This window comes from Pseudomonas saudiphocaensis, assembly GCF_000756775.1.
In the GTDB taxonomy this organism is placed as follows: domain Bacteria; phylum Pseudomonadota; class Gammaproteobacteria; order Pseudomonadales; family Pseudomonadaceae; genus Stutzerimonas; species Stutzerimonas saudiphocaensis.
Genome location: NZ_CCSF01000001.1, coordinates 135,825 through 157,842, shown reverse-complemented (window position 1 = coordinate 157,842; position 22,018 = coordinate 135,825). Strand labels below are relative to the sequence as shown.

24 protein-coding genes are annotated in these 22,018 nt (G+C 60.7%); 2 read left to right on the top strand and 22 right to left on the bottom strand.

Going from position 1 to position 22,018, the window contains the following annotated elements:
- Nucleotide 1 precedes the first annotated feature (1 nt).
- From BN1079_RS00800 to flhA, 6 genes are all read right to left on the bottom strand, one after another.
- Nucleotides 2-796: a protein phosphatase CheZ gene (locus tag BN1079_RS00800; RefSeq protein ID WP_037021624.1), complete on the bottom strand. Its 795-nt coding sequence runs from the start codon at nt 794-796 to the stop codon at nt 2-4.
- A 20-nt stretch (nt 797-816) separates the two neighbouring features.
- Nucleotides 817-1,191 carry a chemotaxis response regulator CheY gene (locus BN1079_RS00795; protein WP_171819274.1) on the bottom strand — a complete coding sequence of 125 codons (375 nt, stop codon included), beginning with the start codon at nt 1,189-1,191 and terminating at the stop codon, nt 817-819.
- Between the two features lie 284 nt (nt 1,192-1,475).
- The gene (gene fliA, locus BN1079_RS00790; protein WP_037021623.1) at nt 1,476-2,201 is read right to left on the bottom strand and encodes an RNA polymerase sigma factor FliA; all 726 of its coding nucleotides are present in this window, start codon (nt 2,199-2,201) and stop codon (nt 1,476-1,478) included.
- Nucleotides 2,202-2,218: 17 nt separating this feature from the next.
- Nucleotides 2,219-3,046, bottom strand: a complete 828-nt coding sequence (gene fleN / locus BN1079_RS00785) for a flagellar synthesis regulator FleN (protein WP_037021622.1) — start codon at nt 3,044-3,046, stop codon at nt 2,219-2,221.
- A 91-nt stretch (nt 3,047-3,137) separates the two neighbouring features.
- The gene (flhF, locus tag BN1079_RS00780) at nt 3,138-4,421 is read right to left on the bottom strand and encodes a flagellar biosynthesis GTPase FlhF (RefSeq protein ID WP_037021621.1); all 1,284 of its coding nucleotides are present in this window, start codon (nt 4,419-4,421) and stop codon (nt 3,138-3,140) included.
- 14 nt (nt 4,422-4,435) lie between these two features.
- Nucleotides 4,436-6,556, bottom strand: a complete 2,121-nt coding sequence (flhA, locus tag BN1079_RS00775; protein ID WP_037021620.1) for a flagellar biosynthesis protein FlhA — start codon at nt 6,554-6,556, stop codon at nt 4,436-4,438.
- Between the two features lie 197 nt (nt 6,557-6,753).
- Here flhA and sodC point away from each other — a divergent pair, with 197 nt between their 5' ends.
- Nucleotides 6,754-7,275, top strand: a complete 522-nt coding sequence (gene sodC / locus BN1079_RS00770; protein ID WP_037021619.1) for a superoxide dismutase family protein — start codon at nt 6,754-6,756, stop codon at nt 7,273-7,275.
- A gap of 110 nt (nt 7,276-7,385) precedes the next feature.
- Here the strand turns inward: sodC and flhB are convergent, their stop codons facing one another.
- The 16 genes from flhB to fliE all read right to left on the bottom strand — a co-directional run bounded on the left by flhB (nt 7,386) and on the right by fliE (nt 20,584).
- Nucleotides 7,386-8,525: a flagellar biosynthesis protein FlhB gene (flhB, locus tag BN1079_RS00765; protein ID WP_037021618.1), complete on the bottom strand. Its 1,140-nt coding sequence runs from the start codon at nt 8,523-8,525 to the stop codon at nt 7,386-7,388.
- A 36-nt stretch (nt 8,526-8,561) separates the two neighbouring features.
- Nucleotides 8,562-9,341, bottom strand: a complete 780-nt coding sequence (fliR, locus tag BN1079_RS00760) for a flagellar biosynthetic protein FliR (RefSeq protein ID WP_037021617.1) — start codon at nt 9,339-9,341, stop codon at nt 8,562-8,564.
- A complete protein-coding gene (fliQ, locus tag BN1079_RS00755) occupies nt 9,341-9,610 on the bottom strand; it encodes a flagellar biosynthesis protein FliQ (protein WP_037021616.1) in 270 nt (89 codons plus the stop codon). Before fliQ ends, fliR begins: the two co-directional genes overlap by 1 nt.
- A 12-nt stretch (nt 9,611-9,622) precedes the next feature.
- Complete coding sequence (gene fliP, locus BN1079_RS00750) at nt 9,623-10,399, bottom strand: flagellar type III secretion system pore protein FliP (protein ID WP_037021615.1); 777 nt, start codon at nt 10,397-10,399, stop codon at nt 9,623-9,625.
- Complete coding sequence (gene fliO / locus BN1079_RS00745; RefSeq protein ID WP_037021614.1) at nt 10,399-10,818, bottom strand: flagellar biosynthetic protein FliO; 420 nt, start codon at nt 10,816-10,818, stop codon at nt 10,399-10,401. The genes fliP and fliO overlap by 1 nt, the downstream gene beginning before the upstream one ends.
- Before the next feature lies 1 nt (nt 10,819).
- Nucleotides 10,820-11,296, bottom strand: a complete 477-nt coding sequence (gene fliN, locus BN1079_RS00740; RefSeq protein WP_037021613.1) for a flagellar motor switch protein FliN — start codon at nt 11,294-11,296, stop codon at nt 10,820-10,822.
- 34 nt (nt 11,297-11,330) lie between these two features.
- The gene (gene fliM, locus BN1079_RS00735; RefSeq protein ID WP_037021612.1) at nt 11,331-12,302 is read right to left on the bottom strand and encodes a flagellar motor switch protein FliM; all 972 of its coding nucleotides are present in this window, start codon (nt 12,300-12,302) and stop codon (nt 11,331-11,333) included.
- An 11-nt stretch (nt 12,303-12,313) separates the two neighbouring features.
- Nucleotides 12,314-12,847: a flagellar basal body-associated FliL family protein gene (locus BN1079_RS00730; RefSeq protein WP_037021610.1), complete on the bottom strand. Its 534-nt coding sequence runs from the start codon at nt 12,845-12,847 to the stop codon at nt 12,314-12,316.
- A 206-nt stretch (nt 12,848-13,053) separates the two neighbouring features.
- On the bottom strand, nt 13,054-14,274 hold the full coding sequence (locus BN1079_RS00725; RefSeq protein ID WP_037021608.1) for a flagellar hook-length control protein FliK: 1,221 nt from the start codon (nt 14,272-14,274) through the stop codon (nt 13,054-13,056).
- Nucleotides 14,275-14,364: 90 nt separating this feature from the next.
- Nucleotides 14,365-14,670: an Hpt domain-containing protein gene (locus BN1079_RS00720; RefSeq protein ID WP_052114514.1), complete on the bottom strand. Its 306-nt coding sequence runs from the start codon at nt 14,668-14,670 to the stop codon at nt 14,365-14,367.
- A 174-nt stretch (nt 14,671-14,844) separates the two neighbouring features.
- On the bottom strand, nt 14,845-15,297 hold the full coding sequence (fliJ, locus tag BN1079_RS00715) for a flagellar export protein FliJ (RefSeq protein ID WP_037021604.1): 453 nt from the start codon (nt 15,295-15,297) through the stop codon (nt 14,845-14,847).
- Between the two features lie 3 nt (nt 15,298-15,300).
- Complete coding sequence (gene fliI / locus BN1079_RS00710) at nt 15,301-16,659, bottom strand: flagellar protein export ATPase FliI (protein ID WP_037021603.1); 1,359 nt, start codon at nt 16,657-16,659, stop codon at nt 15,301-15,303.
- A complete protein-coding gene (fliH, locus tag BN1079_RS00705) occupies nt 16,649-17,446 on the bottom strand; it encodes a flagellar assembly protein FliH (protein ID WP_037021601.1) in 798 nt (265 codons plus the stop codon). The genes fliI and fliH overlap by 11 nt, the downstream gene beginning before the upstream one ends.
- Nucleotides 17,447-17,449: 3 nt before the next feature.
- Entirely contained in the window at nt 17,450-18,466 is a 1,017-nt protein-coding gene (gene fliG / locus BN1079_RS00700; RefSeq protein ID WP_037021600.1) for a flagellar motor switch protein FliG, read from the bottom strand.
- The gene (fliF, locus tag BN1079_RS00695; protein WP_037021599.1) at nt 18,459-20,240 is read right to left on the bottom strand and encodes a flagellar basal-body MS-ring/collar protein FliF; all 1,782 of its coding nucleotides are present in this window, start codon (nt 20,238-20,240) and stop codon (nt 18,459-18,461) included. The genes fliG and fliF overlap by 8 nt, the downstream gene beginning before the upstream one ends.
- Before the next feature lie 14 nt (nt 20,241-20,254).
- A complete protein-coding gene (gene fliE, locus BN1079_RS00690) occupies nt 20,255-20,584 on the bottom strand; it encodes a flagellar hook-basal body complex protein FliE (RefSeq protein WP_037021598.1) in 330 nt (109 codons plus the stop codon).
- A gap of 234 nt (nt 20,585-20,818) precedes the next feature.
- Here fliE and BN1079_RS00685 point away from each other — a divergent pair, with 234 nt between their 5' ends.
- On the top strand, nt 20,819-22,012 hold the full coding sequence (locus tag BN1079_RS00685) for a benzoate/H(+) symporter BenE family transporter (protein ID WP_037021597.1): 1,194 nt from the start codon (nt 20,819-20,821) through the stop codon (nt 22,010-22,012).
- Nucleotides 22,013-22,018 lie beyond the last annotated feature (6 nt).

Below are 22,018 nucleotides of genomic sequence, written 5' to 3'. Positions count from 1 at the left end.
CCTAAAAGCCCAAGCTCGAAAGCAGGTCGTCGACATCATCCTGACCGGACACGACATCCTCTCGTATATCGGCATGCATCTGCGGACCTTCACCGTTGGAAGATTCTTTTTCTCGTCTTTTTCGCTCTTGCTCTGCGCGCATTGCTTCGCAGTCGTGCCGGATGCCTGCCATGCGATCGACCTGACCGGCCATCAGCACCAGGTTCAGCAGGTTGCTTTCAAGCTCGCTGACCAGCCGTGTGACCCGCTTGATCACTTGTCCGGTAAGGTCCTGGAAATCCTGAGCCAGCATGATTTCGCTGAGATTTTGCGATAGCTGGCTACCATCGTTCATGGCGCGCTGGAGAAACGTGTCGACCCTTCGAACCAGCTCGCGGAACTCGTCGGCATTCATGTCGCGGCGCATGAAGCGCTGCCAGTCGGCCGTCAGGCTCTGGGCTTCGTAGCTGACGTAGTTGACCAGCGGCGTCGATTCTTCCACCAGGTCCATGGTGCGGTTGGCGGCCTTTTCGGTCATCGCCACCACGTAGGAAAGACGATCGGTCGCATCGGTAATGGGCGATGGATCGCCGCCGGTGGCGCTGGTATCCATCTCGAGCTTGACGATGGCGTTATGCAGTTCGCGTGTGAGCTTGCCAACCTCCTGATAGAGGTTGTTGTTGCGAATCTGGTTGAGCTCATTGAGCAGCTGCGCCGTCTCGTCGAGCCGGCCCTGCTGCAGACTTTCGAGCAGCTGAGGCACACGTGCTCGCAGAGTTACTTCGAACTCCACAAGACTTTGATCTGCTTGTGACATAGTCCCCTCGCGACGCTGCTTCAGCCGTTGACGCGCTCGAAGATCTTCTCGATCTTCTCCTTGAGCACCTGAGCAGTGAATGGCTTGACCACATAGCCGTTCACCCCGGCCTGTGCAGCCTCGATGATCTGGTCACGTTTGGCTTCGGCGGTCACCATCAGCACCGGCAGATGCTTGAGGCGTTCATCGGCGCGCACATGGCGCAACAGGTCGATGCCGCTCATACCGGGCATGTTCCAGTCGGTCACGAGGAAATCGAAACTGCCGCTCTTGAGCATCGGCAACGCGGTGGTACCGTCGTCTGCTTCGGCAGTGTTGGTGAAGCCCAGATCGCGCAAGAGGTTCTTGATGATCCGTCTCATCGTCGAGAAGTCGTCAACGATGAGGATTTTCATATTCTTGTCCAAGTAAACCTCCGTAAATCTCGAAATCCCTAGCCCTGCTCATGGCTTGCGGCGGGCTTCATCGATAAAGCCTGTAGGACGTCTGTAAACTACCTGCGTCGTCATCGCTGCGTTAAAAAAACAAGCTCGTGCGCGAGCCCGATCAAAAGCTCATCTACAACTCGTAAACGGCGCCTGATGCGCTGCGTTTCTCGACTGTTGCTTCCTTGCGTTGACTGCCCCACCTATCAGAAGCGCCCTGTAAAAGCCGCCTCGAGTAATTTTCGCAGTCGACCTTACTGCGCGCGCCACTCTCCCAGGCGAGCACGCAGACGTGCCGCACACTGGCTATGCAGCTGACTCACCCGCGATTCACTGACGCCCAGAACCTGGCCGATTTCCTTCAAGTTCAGCTCTTCGTCGTAGTACAGCGAAAGCACCAGCTTTTCACGTTCCGGCAGGTTGCTGATGGCCTCCGCCAGGGCCTGCTGAAAACGCTCGTCTTCGAGATCACGGAACGGCTCGGGATGTGCGCTGGCGGCATCCTCGCCAAACTCTCCGTGTTCACCCTCTTGAAGCAGATCGTCAAAACTGAACAAACGGCTGCCCAGAGTGTCGCCCAGAATGCCGTAGTACTCGTCCAGACTCAATTCAAGTTCGGCCGCAACCTCATGATCTTTAGCGTCGCGGCCGGTTTTCGCCTCGATGGCCCGGATCGCCTCGCTGACCATGCGCGAATTGCGGTGTACCGAGCGCGGCGCCCAGTCTCCTTTGCGCACCTCATCAAGCATGGCACCACGAATACGAATACCGGCGTAGGTCTCGAAGCTGGCGCCTTTTCCGGCGTCGTATTTCTTCGATGCCTCGAGCAGCCCGATCATGCCCGCCTGCAGCAGATCATCGACCTGCACACTGGCCGGCAAGCGCGCCAGCAGGTGGTAGGCGATGCGCTTGACCAAGGGTGCGTACTGGTCGATGAGCTGGTACTGAGAGTCTTTTGCCTGAGCCTTGCTGTAATACATACCCAATCCAGCCACTGTCATTCGTGAGTGTCTGCGGCAGGCCTGATAAGGCGCTCCACAAAGAACTCCAGATGGCCGCGCGGGGTTGCCGGCAGCGGCCAGGTATCCACCTTCTGAGCGATGGCCTTGAACGCCAGCGAGGACTTGGCCCGCGGGTACGCTTCGTATACGGCACGCTGTTTCTGGACGGCCTTGCGCACAGATTCGTCGTAGGGCACCGCTCCCACATACTGCAATGCCACATCGAGGAAGCGCTCGGTAACCTTGGCCAGCTTGGCAAACAGGTTGCGTCCTTCCTGCGGGGTATGCGCCATGTTGGCCAGCACGCGGAAGCGGCTGATGCCATAGTCGCGATTAAGCAGTTTGATCAGGGCGTAGGCATCGGTGATGGAGGTCGGCTCATCCGTTACCACCAACAGCACTTCCTGGGCGGCACGGACAAAGCTCACCACGCCGTCGCCGATCCCGGCAGCGGTGTCGATGATCAGTACATCGATGTCATCGCCGATATCACTGAACGCCTGAATCAAACCCGAGTGCTGCAGGCTGGACAGCTGCACCATGCTCTGGGTACCGGAGGCCGCAGGCACGATACGAATGCCGCCCGGCCCCTGGATCAGCACATCTCGCAGATCGCACTCACCGGCGATGACGTCGGCCAAGGTGCGTTTGGTAGTCAGGCCCAGCAAGACATCGACATTGGCCAAGCCAAGGTCGGCGTCGAGCAGCACTACCCTACGACCGAGTTCAGCCAGCGCCAACGCCAGATTGACCGATACGTTGGTCTTGCCGACGCCGCCCTTGCCGCCAGTCACCGCAATCACCTGTACGGGATGAGTACCCATCTTCACACGCCTATATCTTGCTGGGGCCACAAGGCCATCGATGCGTTCAGCCGGAACGCGTCTTCATTGTCTGCTTCACGGAACCAAGCCTTCATCCGACTTTCCGTGATGATCCGTTGTACAACCCGGTAAACAGGTCAGCCATGGCCTCCTCGCTGGGAGACTCCTCTAGTTGCAAGCTTACCGCGCGACTGACCAGTTGATGACTGCGTGGCAACTGCAGGTCATCAGGTATACGCGGCCCGTCGGCCAGATAGGCTATCGGCAGATGCTGGCTAATCGTTAGCCCAAGCACGTCGCCCAGACTGCCCGCCTCATCCAGCTTGGTCAGGATGCAGCCGGTCAGTCCGCAACGCCGATAGTTATGCCACGCCGCCTTCAAGACCTGGCTCTGGCTGGTTGCCGCCAGCACCAGGTAGTTTTTTGACTTGATGCCGCGATCGGCCAGGGTTTCGAGCTGCATGCGCATCATCGCATCACCTGCCGGCAGGCCGGCGGTGTCGACTAGAATCAGGCGCTTGCGCGCCAGGGGTTGCAGCGTCTTGGCCAGGGGCTGGCTGGGGTCAATCTGAACGACCGGTACATCGAGGATGCGCCCCAAGGTTCTCAGTTGCTCCTGAGCACCGATACGGTAGTTGTCCATGCTTGCCAGGGCAATGCTCTGCGGCCCGTGCTTGAGCACATAGCGCGCCGCCAGCTTGGCCAGCGTGGTGGTCTTGCCTGCGCCAGCCGGGCCGACCAGGGCAATGACACCACCCTCTTCCAGGGGCTCGACCTTGCTGACCTTGATCGACTGCGCCAGGTGCGCCAACAGCATGCGCCAGGCCTGACGCGGTTCGGCAACGGTGGACACTTTCTCCAGCAGGCTTCGCGACAGATCAGCCGGCAGGCCAATGCGCTGCAGACGTCGCCAGAGGCCGGCCTGCTGCGGACGGCGACTTTGCTCCTGTCCCCAGGCAATCGACCCCAGCTGTACTTCGATCAGTTCGCGCAGACCCTGCAACTCGCTGTGCATGGCTTCCACTGCACGGGAATCCAGTGCAGCCGTAGTGGTTGCCGCTGGCACCGGCGGTTCAAATGCAGGGGGCTTTTCGTCAAGCAGTTGACGATCCCTGCCACTCTGCACCCGCGAGGGTGAGCTCAGCTCGGCATGAGCCGTAGCGATCCGCGCCTGGGTCTTGCGCAGCTCTGCTTCGAGCGCCGCATTAGGCTGGCTGGATGCAACCGGTTCCATCGGATAATCGAGCATAGCGGTCAACTCGACGCCGCCAGCGACACGGCGATTGCCCGTAATCACGGCATCGGCGCCCAGTTCGTCACGAATCATCTTCATGGCGATGCGCATGTCGGCTGCGAAGAAACGTTTGACCTGCATGGTCGTACCCTCGGTTAATTCTGACCCACCGTCGCAACGATGGTGACCTGCTTGTTATCCGGTATTTCCTGGTAGGCCAGGACATGAATGCTGGGCACTGCCAGGCGGGCGAATCGCGACAGCATCGCGCGAACCGGACCGGCCACCAGCAGAATCGCCGGTTTGCCCAACATTTCCTGACGCTGTGCTGCATCAACCAATGACCGCTGCAGCTTTTCAGCCATTCCCGGCTCCAGAAGAATGCCGTCATCGGCACCCTGTCCAGCCTTCTGCAAACTATTGAGCAATATCTGTTCCAACCTGGGCTCCAGGGTGATCACAGGCAGCTGCGGCTCTAGTCCCACAACGTTTTGCACGATTGCACGGGAAAGCGCGACACGCACCGCCGCCACCATAGCGGCGGGATCTTGACTCTTGGGCGCGACGTTGGCGATGGCCTCGGCAATGGTGCGGATATCGCGCACCGGCACCTGTTCCTGCAACAGCGCCTGCAGCACCTTGAGCAGGGTCGAGAGGGAGATCATCCCCGGTACCAGTTCCTCGGCCAGCTTCGGAGAACTCTTGGCCAGCAGCTGCATCAGTTGCTGGACTTCTTCATGCCCCAACAGTTCATGGGCATGCTTGTGCAGGATCTGATTCAGATGAGTAGCGATCACGGTGCTGGCATCCACCACCGTATAGCCCAGCGATTGCGCCTGATCACGCTGGCTGGCCTCGATCCATACGGCTTCCAGGCCGAACGCCGGGTCCTTGGCCGCGATGCCGTTGAGTGGCCCGAACACCTGGCCCGGATTGATTGCAAGTTCGCGGTCGGGATAAACCTCGGCTTCGGCCAGGCTTACGCCCATCAGCGTCAGTCGATACGCATTGGGCAGCAGGTCGAGGTTGTCGCGAATGTGTACCGACGGCATTAGAAAGCCCAGGTCCTGGGACAGCTTCTTGCGCACCCCCTTGATTCTGGCCAACAGCTGCCCGCCCTGATTGCGATCCACCAGTGGAATCAAACGATAGCCGACTTCCAGGCCGACCATATCCACGGGCGTGACGTCTTCCCAGCCCAGCTCCCTGGTTTCCGCCGCTCGCTGGGCCGGCAGCAGTTCCTGCTGCGCCTTGACCTCTTGCTCGGCCTTTTGCTTGACCTGTTTCTGGCGATGCCAGATCCAATAGGCGGCACCCGCAGCGACGCCACCGAGCCCGAGAAACGACATATGCGGCATGCCCGGCACCAGCCCCATGGCAATCATCAGCCCTGCGGACACAGCGAGCGCCTTGGGTGAGGCGAACATCTGCCGATTGATCTGCTGACCCATGTCTTCGGAGCTAGTGACGCGGGTAACCATAATGGCCGCAGCAGTGGACAGCAGCAGTGATGGAATCTGTGCCACCAGGCCATCACCGATGGTCAGCAGGGCATAAATTTGTCCCGCTTCGGAAAAGCTCAGGCCATGCTGGAGCATGCCGATACCCATGCCACCCAGCAGATTGATAAACAGAATCAGCAGACCGGCGATGGCGTCACCGCGAACGAACTTGCTGGCACCGTCCATGGAACCGTAGAAGTCAGCCTCCGATGAAACCTCGACACGCCGTTTCTTGGCTTCGTCCTGATCGATCAAACCTGAGTTCAGGTCGGCATCGATGGCCATCTGCTTGCCAGGCATGGCGTCGAGGGTGAAGCGCGCGCTCACTTCTGAAATACGCCCCGCGCCCTTGGTCACCACAACAAAGTTGATGATCATCAGGATCGCGAAAACCACGACACCCACGACGTAGTTGCCGCCGATGACCACGTTGCCGAAGGCTTCGATCACATGTCCAGCCGAGCTGCCTCCTTCATGACCGTGGATCAACACGACTCGGGTAGAGGCGACGTTCAGCGCCAGGCGCAGCAGGGTGGCGACAAGCAGTACGGTTGGAAATACGGCGAAGTCTAGAGGTCGCAACGCATAGACGCTGACCAGCAGAACGACGATGGACAGTGCGATATTGAAGGTAAACAGCACGTCCAAGAGGAACGGCGGCACCGGCAGCATCATCATGCCGAGCAGCACGAGCAGCAGCAGCGGCACGCCGAGGTTGCCTCGGCCGGCCCCCATCACGCCATTGCCTATCTGGAAGATTTGCGTGCGATTCAACTCGGACCCCGAACAAGAACAAAGAATTGACGCAAAACGCGCCTGCCACGGGATAAAGCAAGAAGAGGTCCAACTTGTCGGCATCCTGGCCGCCGAACCGAGCCAGCCGCCGACAGTCTCAAGCCCAGGTCGTCCTCGATTGAAACGACGACGTTTGCCGGCAGCAGCTGCCGCTCACACTTCATAGGAGTCTTGCCATGAAACAATGGTTTATCGCGGCACTTGCCGGCTGTACGGCACTGGGGCTGCAAGCCGAAACCCTAAGCGTGCCGGTCCATGCCGTGACGGCTCAGGGGGTTGGCGAATCCCTGGGCGATGTCCGAATCGAAACCAGCCAGTATGGGTTGGTGTTTCATCCCGAGCTGTCCGGCCTGGAGGCTGGAACCCACGGTTTCCACCTGCACGCAAAGGGCAGTTGCGAGCCTGCCGACATCGACGGCAAGGCCACTCCGGCGGGAGCCGCAGGCGGTCACTGGGACCCGAAGAACAGTGGCAAGCACGGCGAACCTTGGGGCGACGGCCACCTGGGCGACCTTCCGGCCTTGATGGTTGACACCCAGGGCAAGGCCAGCCAGCCGGTCCTGGCGCCACGCCTGCAAAGCCTGGGCGATATCAAGGGGCTGGCATTGATGGTGCATAAGGGGGGCGACAACCATGCCGACCATCCCCAACCACTTGGCGGTGGCGGCGCGCGGGTCGCTTGCGGGGTGATCAAGTAACGCGAAGCAGGCATTTGCCTTTATCGGTTTCTGTAGGAGCCGGCTTGCTGGCGATGCTGTTGAAGCACGGCTCGCCAGCAGGCGGGGTTACGGAATGCGCGCTCCTCGCCCTAGGTTTCATCCCGCCGCAGATCGGGTGGGATCGGCAATTCATTTAGCGGCTCCGGCCGTTTGCCCTTGCCCGCACGGTACTGGCGCAGCTGATAGACATAAGCCAATACCTGCGCCACCGCCAGGTACAGGCCAGCCGGAATCTCCTGCTCCAGCTCAGTGGAGTAATACACCGCTCGCGCCAACGCCGGCGATTCAAGCACGGTGACCTGGTGTTCCTGGGCGATCTCGCGAATCTTCAGCGCGGTAAAGTCGCTCCCCTTGGCCACCAGCAGCGGCGCCCCGCCCTTGCCGCCGTCATATTTCAACGCCACGGCAAAGTGCGTCGGGTTGGTGATCACCACATCGGCCTCCGGCACGGCCTGCATCATCCGGCGCTGGGCCGCCTCACGCTGCAGCTGACGAATCCGCGACTTGACCTCGGGCTTGCCCTCGGAATCCTTGTACTCGTCCTTGACCTCCTGCTTGGTCATCATCAGCTTCTTCTTGTTGTCCCAAAGCTGGAACGGCACATCCACCGCAGCGATCAGGATCAGTCCGCAGGCCATCCACAATGCACACCAGCCGACGATTTCCACGCTATGGGCGATAGCCAGCTCCAGCGGCTGCTTGGCGATAGACAGCAGATCATCCTGATAGGCATTGAGTACCAGCAGCGCGACCGTCAGCACCACCAGAAACTTGCCGAGGGCCTTGAGCAGCTCCACCAGGGCCTTGGCGGAGAACATGCGCTTGAGGCCGGCACCCGGATTCATCCGACTGAACTTCGGCGCCATCGCCTTGGCTGAAAACAGCCAGCCACCAAGCGACACCGGGCCAACGATGGAGACGATCAACAATACGACTAGCAGCGGCATGATCGCTTCAAGCGCCAGCATGCCGCTGCTCGTCAGCAGCCTGACCATGGAGCTTTCATCGAGCAGGGTTTCACGACTGAGGTCGAAACTGCCCTGCATCATCATCATCAGGCTGCCGGCCAGCCCCGCACCCGAAGCGAGCAGACCGCCAATTCCGCCCAGGGTAACGGCCACTGTGTTGAGTTCGCGGGAACGTGCAAGCTGTCCTTTCTCGCGGGACTCACGCAGCCGTTTGGCCGTGGGTTCTTCGCTTTTTTCGGCGCCGTTTTCGTTCTCAGCCATATGTGGCCTCGCAACGGTTCAAAGAAGACAGCGACATCAGCGCACCCCAATCAACTCGCGCAGCATTGCCAGCGCTTCGCTGACGAAGACCTGGTACTGCGCCAGAATATCGGCCATGCCAAGCCATACGATCACCAGGCCCAGCACCAGCGTCAGGGGAAAGCCAATGGAAAAGATATTCAGCTGAGGCGCAGCTCTGGTCATCAGGCCGAAAGCGAGGTTGATTACCAGCAGCGCGGTGATGGCCGGCAGCACCAGCAACAGGCCGGCGCCCAGCACCCAGCCGAGCTTGCCTGCTACTTCCCAGAAGTGATTGGTGCCAACCAGCCAGCCCCCGATCGGCAGCGTGACAAAACTCTCCGTGAGGATTTCCAACACCACCAGATGACCGTTCATGGCCAGAAACAGCAAGATCACCAGCATATTGAAGAACTGCCCGAGCACCGGCACCGAAACGCCGTTGGCCGGATCGACCATGGACGCGAAACCGAGGCCCATCTGCATGGCCAGCATCTGCCCGGACACGATAAATACCTGGAAGAACAACTGCAGCACGAAGCCCAGCATTACTCCGATCAGGATCTGTTCGGCAATCAGTATCAGCGCTTGCCCGCTCAACGCTTCCACTACCGGTACCGCAGGCAGCCCCGGCACCAGTACTACGGCTATGGCGAGCGCCAGATACAGCCGAATCCGCATCGGCACCAGTTGTGTGCCGATGATCGGCATGCTCATCAACAGCGCAGCGATGCGAAACAGCGGCAGCAGAAACTGCCCAACCCAGGCGCTGATCTGGGCATCGCTGAGGGCAAACATCAGCCGATGATCAACGGAATGTTCTGAACCAGAGTCTCGGTGTACTCCATCAACTTGCGCACCAGCCACGGTCCCGTCCAGATCAGTGTCAGCAACATGACCAGCAGGCGCGGCAGAAAGCTCAGGGTTTGCTCGTTGATCTGCGTGGCGGCCTGAAACATGGCCACCAACAGGCCCACCAGAAGGCTCGGCATCACCAGCACACCGACAATGGTGGCGGTCATCCACAGACCGCCACGAAACAGGTCAACCGCTACTTCGGGTGTCATGGCTCCGGCCCTCTAGAGTGTTCCGAAACTGCTGGCGAGCGTGCCGATGATCAGCCCCCAGCCATCGACCAGCACGAACAGCATGATCTTGAACGGCAACGAGATGATCAGCGGCGAGAGCATCATCATGCCCATGGCCATCAGCACGCTGGCCACCACCATGTCGATGATCAGAAAGGGAATGAAGATCATGAAGCCGATCTGAAACGCAGTTTTCAGTTCGGAGGTGACGAATGCCGGAACCAGGATGGTCAGTGGCGTAGCCTCAGGCGACTGGATATCGGTGCGCCGGGACATGCGCACGAACAACGCCAAGTCGCTTTCACGGGTCTGCGCCAGCATGAAGTTTTTCAGCGGCACCTCGGCACGGGAAATCGCCTCCTGGGCCGACAGTTGCTCATTCAGGTAGGGCTGCACCGCCTCGTTGTTTATCCGCTCGAACACCGGCGCCATGATGAACAGCGTAAGGAAGATCGTCAGGCCCACCAGTATCTGGTTCGACGGCGTCTGCTGCAGCCCCAGTGCCTGACGCAGAATGGAAAATACGATGATGATGCGGGTGAAGCAGGTCATCAGCATGACAAACGCCGGGATAAAACTCAGCGCGGTCATGATCAGCAGAATCTGCAGGCTGACCGAATACTCCTGCTGTCCCTCGGCGTCGGTGCTCAGGGTAATCGCAGGTATCGACAGAGGATTGTTGCCCTGGGTGATCAGCCCGCCAGCATCCTGCCCGGCAGCGAAAGGCGCAGCCAATACCAGCATGAGCGCCAGCAACAATCGAAGCATCAGGGCTTATCCTTCTGATCCCGGCCAAGCAGTTCCATGAGGCGCTGGGCAAATTCCGGGTTGGCGGGCTCGGCATCCGGCAGGTGCACCGGCTCGGCGAGTACATGCAAGGGGGTGATGCGACCGGCACTCAGACCGAGCAGGATCTGCTCGCTGCCCACCTGTACCAGGACCAGGCGCTCACGCGGGCCGAGGGCATGACTGGAAACCAGCTTGATGGCCTGATTGCTGCGCGGATTGAGCTGCTGCATCCGCCGTAGCACCCAGGCCAGGAGGAAAATCAGCCCCACCACCAGCAGCAGGCCCAGCAGCAGCTTGGTCAACTGCCCGCCCACGTCGACGCCACTCATATTCGCCGCGGGTTCGGCAGCCATGACTGGCATCGCCAGCAGCAACGCCGGCAAGAGTGTGATTCGCATGTCAGCGCAACTTCTTGATGCGTTCGCTCGGGCTGATCACATCAGTGAGACGGATCCCGAACTTCTCATTCACCACCACCACTTCACCGTGGGCAATCAGAGTGCCGTTGACCAGCACGTCCAGCGGCTCACCGGCCAGCCGGTCCAGTTCAACTACAGAGCCCTGGTTGAGCTGCAGCAGGTTGCGAATACTGATCTCGGTGCTGCCGACCTCCATGGAAATCGACACTGGAATATCCAGGATCACGTCCAGATTCGGACCATCGAGGCTGGGCGGAGTCGGGCTTGGCTTCGGGCTGCTGCCAAACTCTTCCAGCGGTGCACGCGGCATAGCCGCTGCCGCAGGCGCTGCTGCACTCTGGTTCAACAGCGCATCAATATCATCCTGTCCGGCATCGCCCGCTTCAGCCAGGGCCGAAGCCCATTCATCAGCCAGCGCCTGTTCGTCTGTACTTATCTGCTCGTGTTCGTCAGCCATTATTTGTCCTCGATGTAGTTGTCGGCAGGCCGGGTCAGCGTGAACGCACAGCCGGTTCCAGTACCTGCAGGGCCAGATTGCCCTTGTGCGCGCCGAGCTTGACCTTGAAGGCCGGCATGCCGTTGGCGCGCAGAATCATGTCTTCGGGCATTTCCACCGGGATAATGTCGCCCGGTTGCATGTTGAGGATGTCACGCAGCTTGAGCTGGCGTCGCACCACGGTGGCGCCGAGCGGAACGTTGACATCGAGCACATCCTCGCGCAGAGCCTTGGACCAACGTTCGTCCTGATCGCTGACGTCCGATTGGAAGCCGGCATCGAGCATCTCGCGGATCGGCTCAATCATTGAATACGGCATGGTTACGTGGAGATCGCCACCGCCGCTGTCCAGTTCGATATGGAATGTCGAAACGACAACTACCTCGCTGGGGCTGACGATGTTGGCCAGCGCCGGGTTCACTTCCGAATGCACGTATTCGAAATTGACGTCGAGCACCGCATGCCAGGCTTCTTTCAGATCGACAAACGCCTGCTCCAGCACCATGCGCACCACACGCAGTTCGGTCGGGGTGAATTCGCGGCCCTCGATCTTGGCATGACGACCATCGCCACCAAAGAAGTTGTCCACCAGCTTGAATACCAGCTTGGCGTCGAGAATGAACAGCGAGGTGCCGCGCAAAGGCTTGATCCGCACCAGGTTTAGGCTGGTCGGCACGTACAGCGAGTGGATGTACTCGCCGAACTTCATCACCTGCACGCCGCCCACGGAAACATCCGCCGAACGCCGCAGCAGGTTGAACATACTGATGCGTGTGTAGCGGGCGAAGCGCTCGTTGATCATTTCCAGCGTCGGCATACGGCCGCGGACGATGCGGTCCTGGCTGGTCAGGTCGTAGCTTTTGATGCTGCCCGGTTCCGCATCACCTTCGGTGTCGACCAGGCCATCATCGACCCCATGCAGGAGTGCGTCGATCTCGTCTTGTGAGAGCAGGTCTTGAACAGCCATCTGCCAGGCCCCTATTGAAGTACGAAGTTGGTGAACAGCACTTGCTCGATTGCCGGCTTGCCAATTTCCCGCTGCGCCAGCTCCTGAACGCTGGCAGTGGCCTGCTGGCGAAGCATCTCTTGCCCTACCGGCGTGGTCAGTGAAGCGAACTCCTGACTTGAGAAGAGCATGACCAGTTGATTGCGCAACAGGGGCATGTGTTCCTTCAGCGCGTCCAGCGCCGCCTGGTCACGAGACATCAGGGCCACGCTGACCTGCATGTAGCGCTGACGGCCGCCGGTGTTGCTGAAGTTGACCACGAACGCAGGCATCAGCGTTTCATAAACAGCTGCCTGACGCAGAGGTGCCCCCTGGGTATCGGCCGCCACATCAGCACTCTTCGATTCGCCCCTGCTCACGAAGTACAGGGTACTGCCCACTGACAGCCCGACAGCCAGCAACAGGCCGAGCACGACCAGAACGATCAGCTTGAGTTTGCGTTTGCCGTCTGCCGAAGCTGCAACCGCGGGACTCGCTATATCCGGAGGTCCCTGTGTTTTAGCCATGCCAAATATCCGTCATTACACGTGAATTCGCTTGTTAAAGGAGTTGGGAGCAACTGCTGTGCCAAAAGTATCGGACCGCGAAGAAAGACAGTAAACGACTGGCCCGCTCAGGCGCCCTGATGAACGCGGCGCATTATCCCCGGAAAAGAAAAGCCGGGCACCAATAGTGTTTCGGTGCCCGGCTTTTCTGGATTCGCGCCCTGTCGTCAGGCGTAGAAATCCACCAGCCCTCGCGCCTCTCCGGCCCGTCCGCCGCTGATTTCCAGCGCGCCCTGATGCACCTCGTCGTCATTCCCGGTCACCCCGGCGAGAGCACCGCGCCCATCACTCGACTCGGCATCCTTCTCGCCCTGCTGGCCCTGTGTCGACTGATCCGAAACGTTCACGTCCATGTTCATGCCCTGCTGGGCGAACATGTCGCGCAGTCGCTGCATCTGCCCTTCCAGCGTATCTCTAACACCCGCATGCGGACTAAGGAAGGTCACCTGACTATGTTCCTTGCTCATGTCGATGCGGATTTCCATACGGCCGAGTTCCGCCGGATCAAGTTGTATCTCTGCCGATTTTAGGTTCTGGCTCGACAGCCACATCACCCGGTCCACCACCGCCTCGCTCAGGTTTGCTTGCTGGAGGTTCAGAGGCTGCCCTGGAACCAACGCCGGACGTTGGGCCTGCAGGTTTTGCTGAGTAATGGCCTGCGTCAGGGCATTGAGCCGATCAGGCACGGCATCGACGGCACTGCTGCGGCCCTCCTTGGGCGAGATCGGCTGATCAAGCAGCTCAACAAAGTCCTCTTCAAGCGAAAACGTCTCGCCATCATCGCCAGCCATCTCGCTCGGCAGCAGCGAGGCAAGGTGAGCTTTGCCTTGCGCAAGTTCCTCGCCTTCAGCCAAGGCCTGTGCCGGCAGCATCTGTGCCTTCTGCGCGGACGCCTGGGTATCGAGCAGCGCGCGCTGAGCCAGCAACGGCTCCTCGGCCTCCAGCGCGACATCCGCTTCTGCCAGCGTTACCTGACCCTGTGGCAGTCCTGCCAGCAACTCACTGCCTGAGACTGGCAGTGAATCCGCAGCTTCGCTCTGCGCGCCCATGCCCATCAACAGCAAAGGATCGAGTTCGACTTCAGCCCCAGCCACATTTTCTTCCAGCGGCAAGTCATTGCCAGCCTCGCTCGGAGCCGGCGCCAGCGTGCCGCTTTTCTCGGCAGTCTCACTCGCTGCCCGGTCTTTGTCGGACTCGTTGCCGGTACCGGTTGCAGCGCTATCCCGACGCTCGACCGGCTTGCTCTGGCGCTCTTTGGCATAAACGTCAGCAAAGCTGGAAGCATCGTTGCGGCTGGCTTGCGAGCTATCCCTGGAGGAGCTGCTCGCAGGCTTGGCGACTGCAGCCGGCGCCTTGGTATTGAGCAATAGATCAGGAGAAACAACCATGAATAGTCCCGCTCGAAAATAATGACTTGTGTGGCCCTGATTGAATCTCAAGCAAACTGCGGGCCACCGAGATTGGAGCGCGGCGGTTAGTCAGCTGCCGCTGAACCGCTGACGCTCGGCCCGACAGAGAATCCGCACGATGGCGAACTCGCGTTCGACCAGCTCGATCAGCTTGCCCGCCCGCTCGAGCTGCCTGCTCTGCGCGGCCTCTTCCAGGGCGTGGCAATGCTCGGCCAACTGCGCTGCCCCCATGTTGCTGCAGCTGCCCTTGAAACTGTGCGCCGCTCGACGCAAAGATTCGGCTTCGCCTCGCTGGTACGTCGCCTGCAACAAGCGCAGCCTCTCTTCGGAATCGACCAGAAAGGCTTCCAACAATTGTGGATATTCAGCCTCCATCACCTGCTGGAGTGTCAGCAGGACACGAGGGTCCAAATGATCGGCCACAGCGCTGCTCCCGGTTGAAATGGTCAATCAAACCCAATCCGTCAAAATACTTGATCGACCTGTTTCGCAAACCGGCCAGGCCGCCAACTATTTGACCGCCTCCTCTCGCCCGTCGCGACCCGCCTTTCAATCCTGCTTGGGGCGACCCGCCAGACGCTGCGCAAACTCATCGAGCAGCTTCTGTTCACGCTTGTCAGCCGCCACTCGTGCTTCCTGCAAATAGCGCTCGACCAGCTTGCGCAAGCCGTCCAGCCGCGCACGACGCTGCTGCCATTGCTGGCGCAGCTTGTCCAGATTGGCCCGGTGCCAGTCCACGCTGCGCTGTTGCTGGCCGATGGCCGACTCGAGCTGCGACAGAAAGCGCTGATAGTTGACCAGCCACTGACCGGAAACACCCTGGCTTCCCTGCGTCATCCATTGCTGCTGGTAGTCGCCGAAATACTGGTGCAGCTCGCCCAGCTTGGCTTCCGCCTGGGTGAGCTGGGCCTGGCCCTGGCCGAACAGGCGTGCTGCCTCGCGTTCGGCACGCTCAGCCATATCGATCACCGGCGCCAGGCGGGCCGCACGACTCGCAGGCAAGGCTTAGCTGCCAGGCCGCGGATTGAACACGGTGGCCAACAGGGCTTCGCTTCGGGCCAGATCCTCGGAGTCATTCAGGCCCTGGCGCAGGTAACCGACCATCTCGGCCTGGCGGCCAATGGCCAGGTCGGTCTCAGGATCACCACCAGGCACATAGGCACCGACGCTAATCAGATCGCGGCTCTGCTGGTAGCGCGACCAAAGCTGCTTGAAGCGCTGCGAATGACGCACATGCTCCTCACTGACCACTTGCGGCATCACCCGGCTGATGGAAGCTTCGATGTCTATGGCCGGGTAGTGCCCCTCCTCGGCCAGGCGTCGCGACAGCACGATATGCCCGTCGAGCACACCACGCGCGGCATCGGCGATGGGGTCCTGCTGGTCGTCACCCTCGGACAACACCGTATAGAACGCCGTGATCGAACCACCGCCCGCCTCGGCATTGCCGGCACGCTCAACCAGGCTCGGCAACTTGGCGAACACCGATGGCGGATAGCCTTTGGTCGCCGGTGGCTCGCCGATGGCCAGAGCGATTTCACGCTGGGCCTGGGCGAATCGCGTCAGCGAATCCATCAGCAACAGTACGTTCTTGCCCTTGTCGCGGAAGTATTCTGCGATGCGCGTGCAGTACATGGCTGCACGCAGGCGCATCAATGGCGCCTCGTCCGCCGGTGATGCGACGACCACCGAACGCTTGATGCTTTCCTCGGTAAGGATGTTCTCAATGAACTCCTTGACCTCACGACCCCGCTCGCCGATCAGCCCGACCACGATGATGTCGGCCTCGGTGAAACGAGTCATCATGCCCAGCAGCACCGACTTGCCCACGCCGGTACCGGCGAACAGGCCCAGCCGCTGACCGCGACCGACCGTAAGCAAACCGTTGATGCTGCGGATACCGACATCCAGCGGCTCGCTGATGGGGTGGCGCTTGAGCGGGTTGATCACCGGGCCATCCATCGGCACCCAGTCCTCGGCCTTCATCCCGCCCTTGCCATCCAATGCACGCCCGGCACCATCGAGTACCCGCCCCAGCATCGACATGCCCATGGGCAGACGCCCGGTATTGGGCAGCGGCACTACGCGTGCGCCCGGCGCGATACCGGCAAGGCCGCCCACCGGCATCAGGTAGAGCTTGCCAGCGGAAAAACCCATGACTTCGGCCTCGACCTGGGTCGGCTGATAGCTGTCTTCGTTGATCACCAGGCAGCGACTTCCGACGGCGACCCGCAGCCCCTCGGCCTCTAGCGTCAGCCCGACCATACGCAACAGCCGACCCTCAAGGATCGGCTGGCTGGGAAGCTTTATCGCCTCGCTGTAGGTTTCCAGGCGCCTGGCGAAACTGACTCGATCAAGGCGCATCGGGACTCTCCAGACCCGTTTCCGGCTCCGCACTCAAATCCAGATGCAGATCAGGCGCAGGCGGGCTGGTGGCATTTTCGCGCTGCTGCTCGAAAAGCTGTTTGATCGCCTGCGCCAGCCGCGTTTCGATACTGGCATCGATCCGGCTGTGCTCGGTTTCGATCCGGCAACCGCCGGGCAGCAGGTCGTTGTCCTCGACGATCTTCCAGCTTTCCTCGTGCCGCTCACGCAGCTCCTTGACCAGTTCGAAGTCCTGCGGATTGATATGGATACGCACATTGCCGGCGCCCATGGGCAGCAGCTTCAGAGCTTCGCGCAGAACCTGACGAATCTGACTGGAGTCGATCAGAAGGTCACGCTGGATGACCTCTTTGGCCAGTTGGCTGACCAACGTAACCATGGCGTGCTCCAGGTTGCGATCCTGCTCGGCAATGGGATCGAGCAGTTGCGCCATCAAGCGCTCCAGACTTTCGAGCCGCGGCGCCAGGGCTGCTTCCGCTTCGCGCCGGGCCTTGAGCTGGCCGGCGTGAAATCCATCCTTTTCCCCAGTACTGAAGCCTTCGTTGTAGGCCTCCTGACGAATCGCTTCCAGCTCGTCAAGGGTCAGCGGCTTGACCTCCTCAACAGGTACATCTTCGCTATGGGGAAGCTCTTCGGCAGCAGCGGGCTCGATCTCTTCCGAAACCGGCTGCTCTTCGCCCGGCTCGTCGAAACTCGGCAGGGCCCAGCGATCAAAGACATTGACGTCTTGCGCACGGATAACGTCGCTGGGGTTTTCCCTGGACATGGTTTAGATCATCTCTTCGCCGCCCTTGGCGCCGAGCACTATTTCTCCGGCTTCGGCCATGCGACGGGCAATGGTGAGGATTTCCTTCTGTGCGCTCTCGACTTCGCTGATGCGCACAGGCCCCTTGGCTTCCAGGTCGTCACGCAGCAGTTCGCCCGCACGCTTGGACATGTTCTTGAAGACCTTCTCCTTGATGGCTTCGTCGGCACCCTTGAGCGCCATCACCAACACCTCGGAGGATACTTCGCGGAGCAAGGTCTGGATGCCCCGGTCATCGACATCAGCCAGATTATCGAAGACGAACATCAGGTCTTCGATCTGTGCCGACAAGTCTTCGTCGATATCACGAATGGCATCCATCAACTGGCCTTCAACCGAGCTGTCGAGGAAGTTCATGATGTCGGCGGCGCGCTTCACGCCACCCAAAGTCGTGCGACTGGTGTTGGCGTTGCCGGAGAACTGCTTCTCGAGAATCTGGTTGAGCTCTTTCAGGGCCGCAGGCTGCACGGTATTGAGCGAAGACACGCGCAACACGATATCCAGCCGAGCCTTGTGGTCGAAGTGCGACAGCACTTCACCCGCCTGATCCGGATCGAGGTAGGCGACGACAATGGCCTGAATCTGCGGGTGCTCGTAGCGAATTACATCGGCGACCGCCCGCGGCTCCATCCACTTGAGGCTGTCCAGGCCGCTGGTGTTGCCGCCCAGCAGAATGCGATCGATCAGCCCACCGGCCTTGTCTTCGCCCAATGCCTGGGTCAGCATTTTGCGGATATAGCCTTCGGAACCTATGCCCAAGCTGGTCTGATCGCCGACGATCTCGACAAATTCGCTCATCACCCGCTCGACCTGGTCGCGATGAACGTTGCGCATCTGCGCCATCGCCGTACCTACACGCTGTACTTCCTTGGGGCCGAGGTGGCGCAATACCTGCGCGGCGTCGGCTTCGCCAAGGGACAGCAGCAGAATAGCGGCCTTGTCGACCTTGCTCAGCTTGGTGGCAATACGGGCGTCACTCATCGGCGTTGATCCACTCTTTGACGACCTGGGCCACTCGACCCGGGTCCTCGGCTACCAGATTCTTGATGGCATTCAGTTGCGCGTCGTATCCCTCGGTCGGGCTCGGCAACATGATGCTCTGCGGCCCACTCAGACTGACCCTGTCATTGGCCAGCCCGCCCTCTTCGTCCAGGTCGCCCAACTCGTCGTCACCGCCGACCGGCTGCAACTCCTTGCCCTTGCCGGCATTGGTCAGGTTGTTGAGTACCGGACGCAGCACGCCAAACACCAGCACCAGGATGAACAACACGCCGAGCACCTGCTTGACGATGTCCCAGAACCAGGGCTGCGAATAGAACGGTGGCTCTTCGAAGGCATTGTCGAAGGAGTCTGGGGCAAAGGGTGCGTTGATCACGCTGACGCTGTCGCCGCGACTGGCATCGAAGCCCACGGCATCCTGAACCAGGCGGGTCAAGCGCGCCAATTCTTCGGCGGTTCTCGGCACCCGGGTCACCTGTCCGTCAGCAGCGATGACGGTCTGGTCGTCCAGCACCACAGCCACCGACAGGCGACGCAAGCGGCCCTGCTGCTGTTTGGTGTAGCTGATGGAGCGATCCAGCTCGTAGTTGCGCGTGGATTGCTCGCGTCGGTCCGAGGGATAAGGCGCCAGCATCGGCTGGCCGGTCACCGGATCCATAATCTGCTGGCCGTTGGCGTCCAGCAGCGGCTGCCCCGGCGCGACGGCACCAGCGCCAGCCTGTCCGGCCAGGGCATTTTCCGGCGCTGTGGCCGGGCCTGGGGGCTGATTGCTCAGAGCACCCGGCACACCCTGGGGGCCGAGGCTGCTCTGGCGTTGCTCATTCACGCTCTGCTCACTGCGCAGCGCAGGCTGATCGGGGTTGAAGGTCTCGGAGGTGGATTCCACCGCACTGAAATCGACGTCAGCGGATACCTCGGCCTTGTAACGGCCGCTGCCCAGCACCGGCTGCAGGATGTTGTGCACGCGCTGGGTGTAGAGGCTCTCCATACGGCGGCTGTAGTCGAACTGTTTGCCGGCCATGCTCAGCTCGGTCAGCTCCTGCTGATCGGACAGCAGGTTGCCCTTCTGGTCGACCACGGTGATCTGCGACTTATGCAGCTCCGGCACGCTGGTCGCCACCAGGTTGATGATCGCCATCACCTGACTCGGCTCCAGGCTACGTCCCGGATAGAGTTCCACCAGCACCGAGGCACTGGGCTTGCGCTCGTCGCGAACGAAAACCGAGCTTTTCGGAATTGCCAGATGCACGCGCGCAGCCTTGACATTGTTCAGGCTGGCGACGGTTCGCCCCAGCTCGCCTTCCAGGCCGCGGCGATAACGCGTGGCCTCCATGAACTGACTGGTACCGAGTCCCTGCTCCTTATCGAGGATTTCAAAGCCGATATTGCTGTCAGCCGGCGCTATGCCAGCGCTGGCCAGGCGCAGACGCGCGCGGGCGAGATCGTTCGCCTTGACCAGCAGAGCACCGGATGTAGGCTCCACGGTGTAGCTGATATCAGCCGCCGCGAGGGTCTCCATGACCTGGTTGGCGTCCATTCCGGCAAGGCTGCCGAGCAACGGACGATAGTCCGGCTGTTGTGACCAGAGCACAACGGCAAAGCCGATGGCAACGCTGGCAGCCAGCCCGACAAGCAGGCCGACCTGCCGCAGCATCGACATTTCGGAAAGATTTTCCAGGAAGGACAGGCCAAACAGCGGCTTCTTCGGCTCTTCCGAATCCACTGTCGCTGGAACCTTGCCAAGCGCGTCAGCCATCGTTCAACCCTGCCTCAAACCGGCATCTGCATGATGTCTTGATAGGCCTGAACCAGCTTGTTACGCACCTGGGTCATGGCCTGAAAGGAAACGCTGGCCTTCTGCGAGGCGATCATGACGTCGGTCAGATCGATACCGCCCTGCCCCATTTCAAAGGCAGTGGCCAGCTGGTTGGAAGCCTGTTGGGTTTCATTCACTTTGTTGACGGCCTGCCCGAGCATCTCGGAAAAGCTCGGCGCGCCGACTTCGGGAACAGCAGGTACCGGCTTGGACCGTGCCATGGCGTCGGTCTGCATGGCCCGCATTTCCAGCATCAAGCGATTGAATTCAACACCTTGGCTCATCTTGTCCTCCAACAGCTGCGGTTTTTTTGACGCTTCGCAGCGAGCACGTTGGTAATAGCAACATCGGTGCCAGTCTCAAACGAGCCAGGGTGAAGGCCGACGGAAGCGCCCAGGCGAGGGTTCCAGCTTGGCCGGCTAGCTCGCTGTAATGCTCATCACGCCAGTGTCTGTATGGTGACTCGGGCCGCCGAGGCGCTTAGGCTTGGGCGCAAAATAAATCCAACAAGGACAACCATGCCCGATAGCAACCGTCTGCTGCGTCCGTTTACCGATAGCTCGCCTTCGACGATAGTCGCCGGGTTTATCGCCATGCTCACCGGCTACACCAGCTCGCTGGTGTTGATGTTTCAGGCGGGCCAGGGTGCCGGACTCAGTAGCGGCGAAATTTCATCCTGGATCTGGTCGCTTTCCATCGGCATGGCGATCTGCAGCATCGGGCTTTCGCTGCGCTACCGAACGCCGGTGGTGATCGCCTGGTCGACCCCCGGCGCAGCCCTGCTTATAACCAGCCTGCCCGGCGTTCCCTATGGGGAGGCTATCGGTGCCTTTATCTTCGCCTCCGCCCTGATTGCCCTGTGCGGCCTGACAGGCAGTTTCGAACGTCTCATGCGACGAGTTCCGGCATCGCTCGCCGCAGCGCTCCTGGCGGGTGTGCTGTTCAATATCGGCATCGAGATTTTCCGTGCGGTGGAGGTGCAGCCGCTCCTGGTGCTGGGGATGTTCTTCGGCTACCTGCTGGCCAAGCGCCTTGTGCCGCGCTACGCGGTCCTTACGGCGCTGGTAATCGGCTGCGCACTGGCCGGCGTACTGGGCTTGCTGGACTTCCGGCAACTAAGCCTGGAGATCGCGGCGCCGGTCTGGACGACTCCGGCGCTGTCGTTCGCCGCCATCTTCAGCATCGGCATTCCACTGTTCGTCATCGCCATGGCATCGCAGAACATGCCGGGGCTGGCCGTGCTGCGCGCCGAAGGCTACCAGGTGCCGGCCTCACCACTGATTTCCGTCACCGGCGTCGCGTCGGTGCTGCTTGCTCCGTTCGGATCGCACGGTATTCATCTGGCGGCCATCACCATGGCCATCTGTAGCGGGCCTGAAGCGCACCCCGATCCTAAGCGGCGCTATACCGCTGCGGTGTGGTGCGGAGTGTTCTACGGCATCGCCGGCATTTTTGGCGCGACACTGGCGGCACTGTTCGCCTCGTTTCCAGCGGCGCTGGTGCTGTCCATCGCAGCGTTGGCGCTGCTGGGTTCGATCGGCAGTGGCCTGACCCAGGCCATGCATCTGCCGCGCGAGCGTGACGCAGCGCTGATCACCTTTATGGTCACCGCCTCGGGGCTGACGCTATTCGGCATCGGCTCCGCTCTGTGGGGGCTGGTTGCCGGCGTACTGACACTGTGGATCCTCAACGGTCACAAGACTGCGAGCTGAGCACCC

Excerpts from the sequence above, each read along its gene's own strand:
- BN1079_RS00800 (WP_037021624.1), bottom strand. The coding sequence starts at position 796 with ATGTCACAAGCAGATCAAAGTCTTGTGGAGTTCGAAGTAACTCTGCGA.
- BN1079_RS00795 (WP_171819274.1), bottom strand. The coding sequence starts at position 1,191 with ATGAAAATCCTCATCGTTGACGACTTCTCGACGATGAGACGGATCATC.
- fliA (WP_037021623.1), bottom strand. The coding sequence starts at position 2,201 with ATGTATTACAGCAAGGCTCAGGCAAAAGACTCTCAGTACCAGCTCATC.
- fleN (WP_037021622.1), bottom strand. The coding sequence starts at position 3,046 with ATGGGTACTCATCCCGTACAGGTGATTGCGGTGACTGGCGGCAAGGGC.
- flhF (WP_037021621.1), bottom strand. The coding sequence starts at position 4,421 with ATGCAGGTCAAACGTTTCTTCGCAGCCGACATGCGCATCGCCATGAAG.
- sodC (WP_037021619.1), top strand. The coding sequence starts at position 6,754 with ATGAAACAATGGTTTATCGCGGCACTTGCCGGCTGTACGGCACTGGGG.
- flhB (WP_037021618.1), bottom strand. The coding sequence starts at position 8,525 with ATGGCTGAGAACGAAAACGGCGCCGAAAAAAGCGAAGAACCCACGGCC.
- fliR (WP_037021617.1), bottom strand. The coding sequence starts at position 9,341 with ATGTTTGCCCTCAGCGATGCCCAGATCAGCGCCTGGGTTGGGCAGTTT.
- fliQ (WP_037021616.1), bottom strand. The coding sequence starts at position 9,610 with ATGACACCCGAAGTAGCGGTTGACCTGTTTCGTGGCGGTCTGTGGATG.
- fliP (WP_037021615.1), bottom strand. The coding sequence starts at position 10,399 with ATGCTTCGATTGTTGCTGGCGCTCATGCTGGTATTGGCTGCGCCTTTC.
- fliO (WP_037021614.1), bottom strand. The coding sequence starts at position 10,818 with ATGCGAATCACACTCTTGCCGGCGTTGCTGCTGGCGATGCCAGTCATG.
- fliN (WP_037021613.1), bottom strand. The coding sequence starts at position 11,296 with ATGGCTGACGAACACGAGCAGATAAGTACAGACGAACAGGCGCTGGCT.
- fliM (WP_037021612.1), bottom strand. The coding sequence starts at position 12,302 with ATGGCTGTTCAAGACCTGCTCTCACAAGACGAGATCGACGCACTCCTG.
- BN1079_RS00730 (WP_037021610.1), bottom strand. The coding sequence starts at position 12,847 with ATGGCTAAAACACAGGGACCTCCGGATATAGCGAGTCCCGCGGTTGCA.
- BN1079_RS00725 (WP_037021608.1), bottom strand. The coding sequence starts at position 14,274 with ATGGTTGTTTCTCCTGATCTATTGCTCAATACCAAGGCGCCGGCTGCA.
- BN1079_RS00720 (WP_052114514.1), bottom strand. The coding sequence starts at position 14,670 with ATGGAGGCTGAATATCCACAATTGTTGGAAGCCTTTCTGGTCGATTCC.
- fliI (WP_037021603.1), bottom strand. The coding sequence starts at position 16,659 with ATGCGCCTTGATCGAGTCAGTTTCGCCAGGCGCCTGGAAACCTACAGC.
- fliH (WP_037021601.1), bottom strand. The coding sequence starts at position 17,446 with ATGTCCAGGGAAAACCCCAGCGACGTTATCCGTGCGCAAGACGTCAAT.
- fliG (WP_037021600.1), bottom strand. The coding sequence starts at position 18,466 with ATGAGTGACGCCCGTATTGCCACCAAGCTGAGCAAGGTCGACAAGGCC.
- fliF (WP_037021599.1), bottom strand. The coding sequence starts at position 20,240 with ATGGCTGACGCGCTTGGCAAGGTTCCAGCGACAGTGGATTCGGAAGAG.
- fliE (WP_037021598.1), bottom strand. The coding sequence starts at position 20,584 with ATGAGCCAAGGTGTTGAATTCAATCGCTTGATGCTGGAAATGCGGGCC.
- BN1079_RS00685 (WP_037021597.1), top strand. The coding sequence starts at position 20,819 with ATGCCCGATAGCAACCGTCTGCTGCGTCCGTTTACCGATAGCTCGCCT.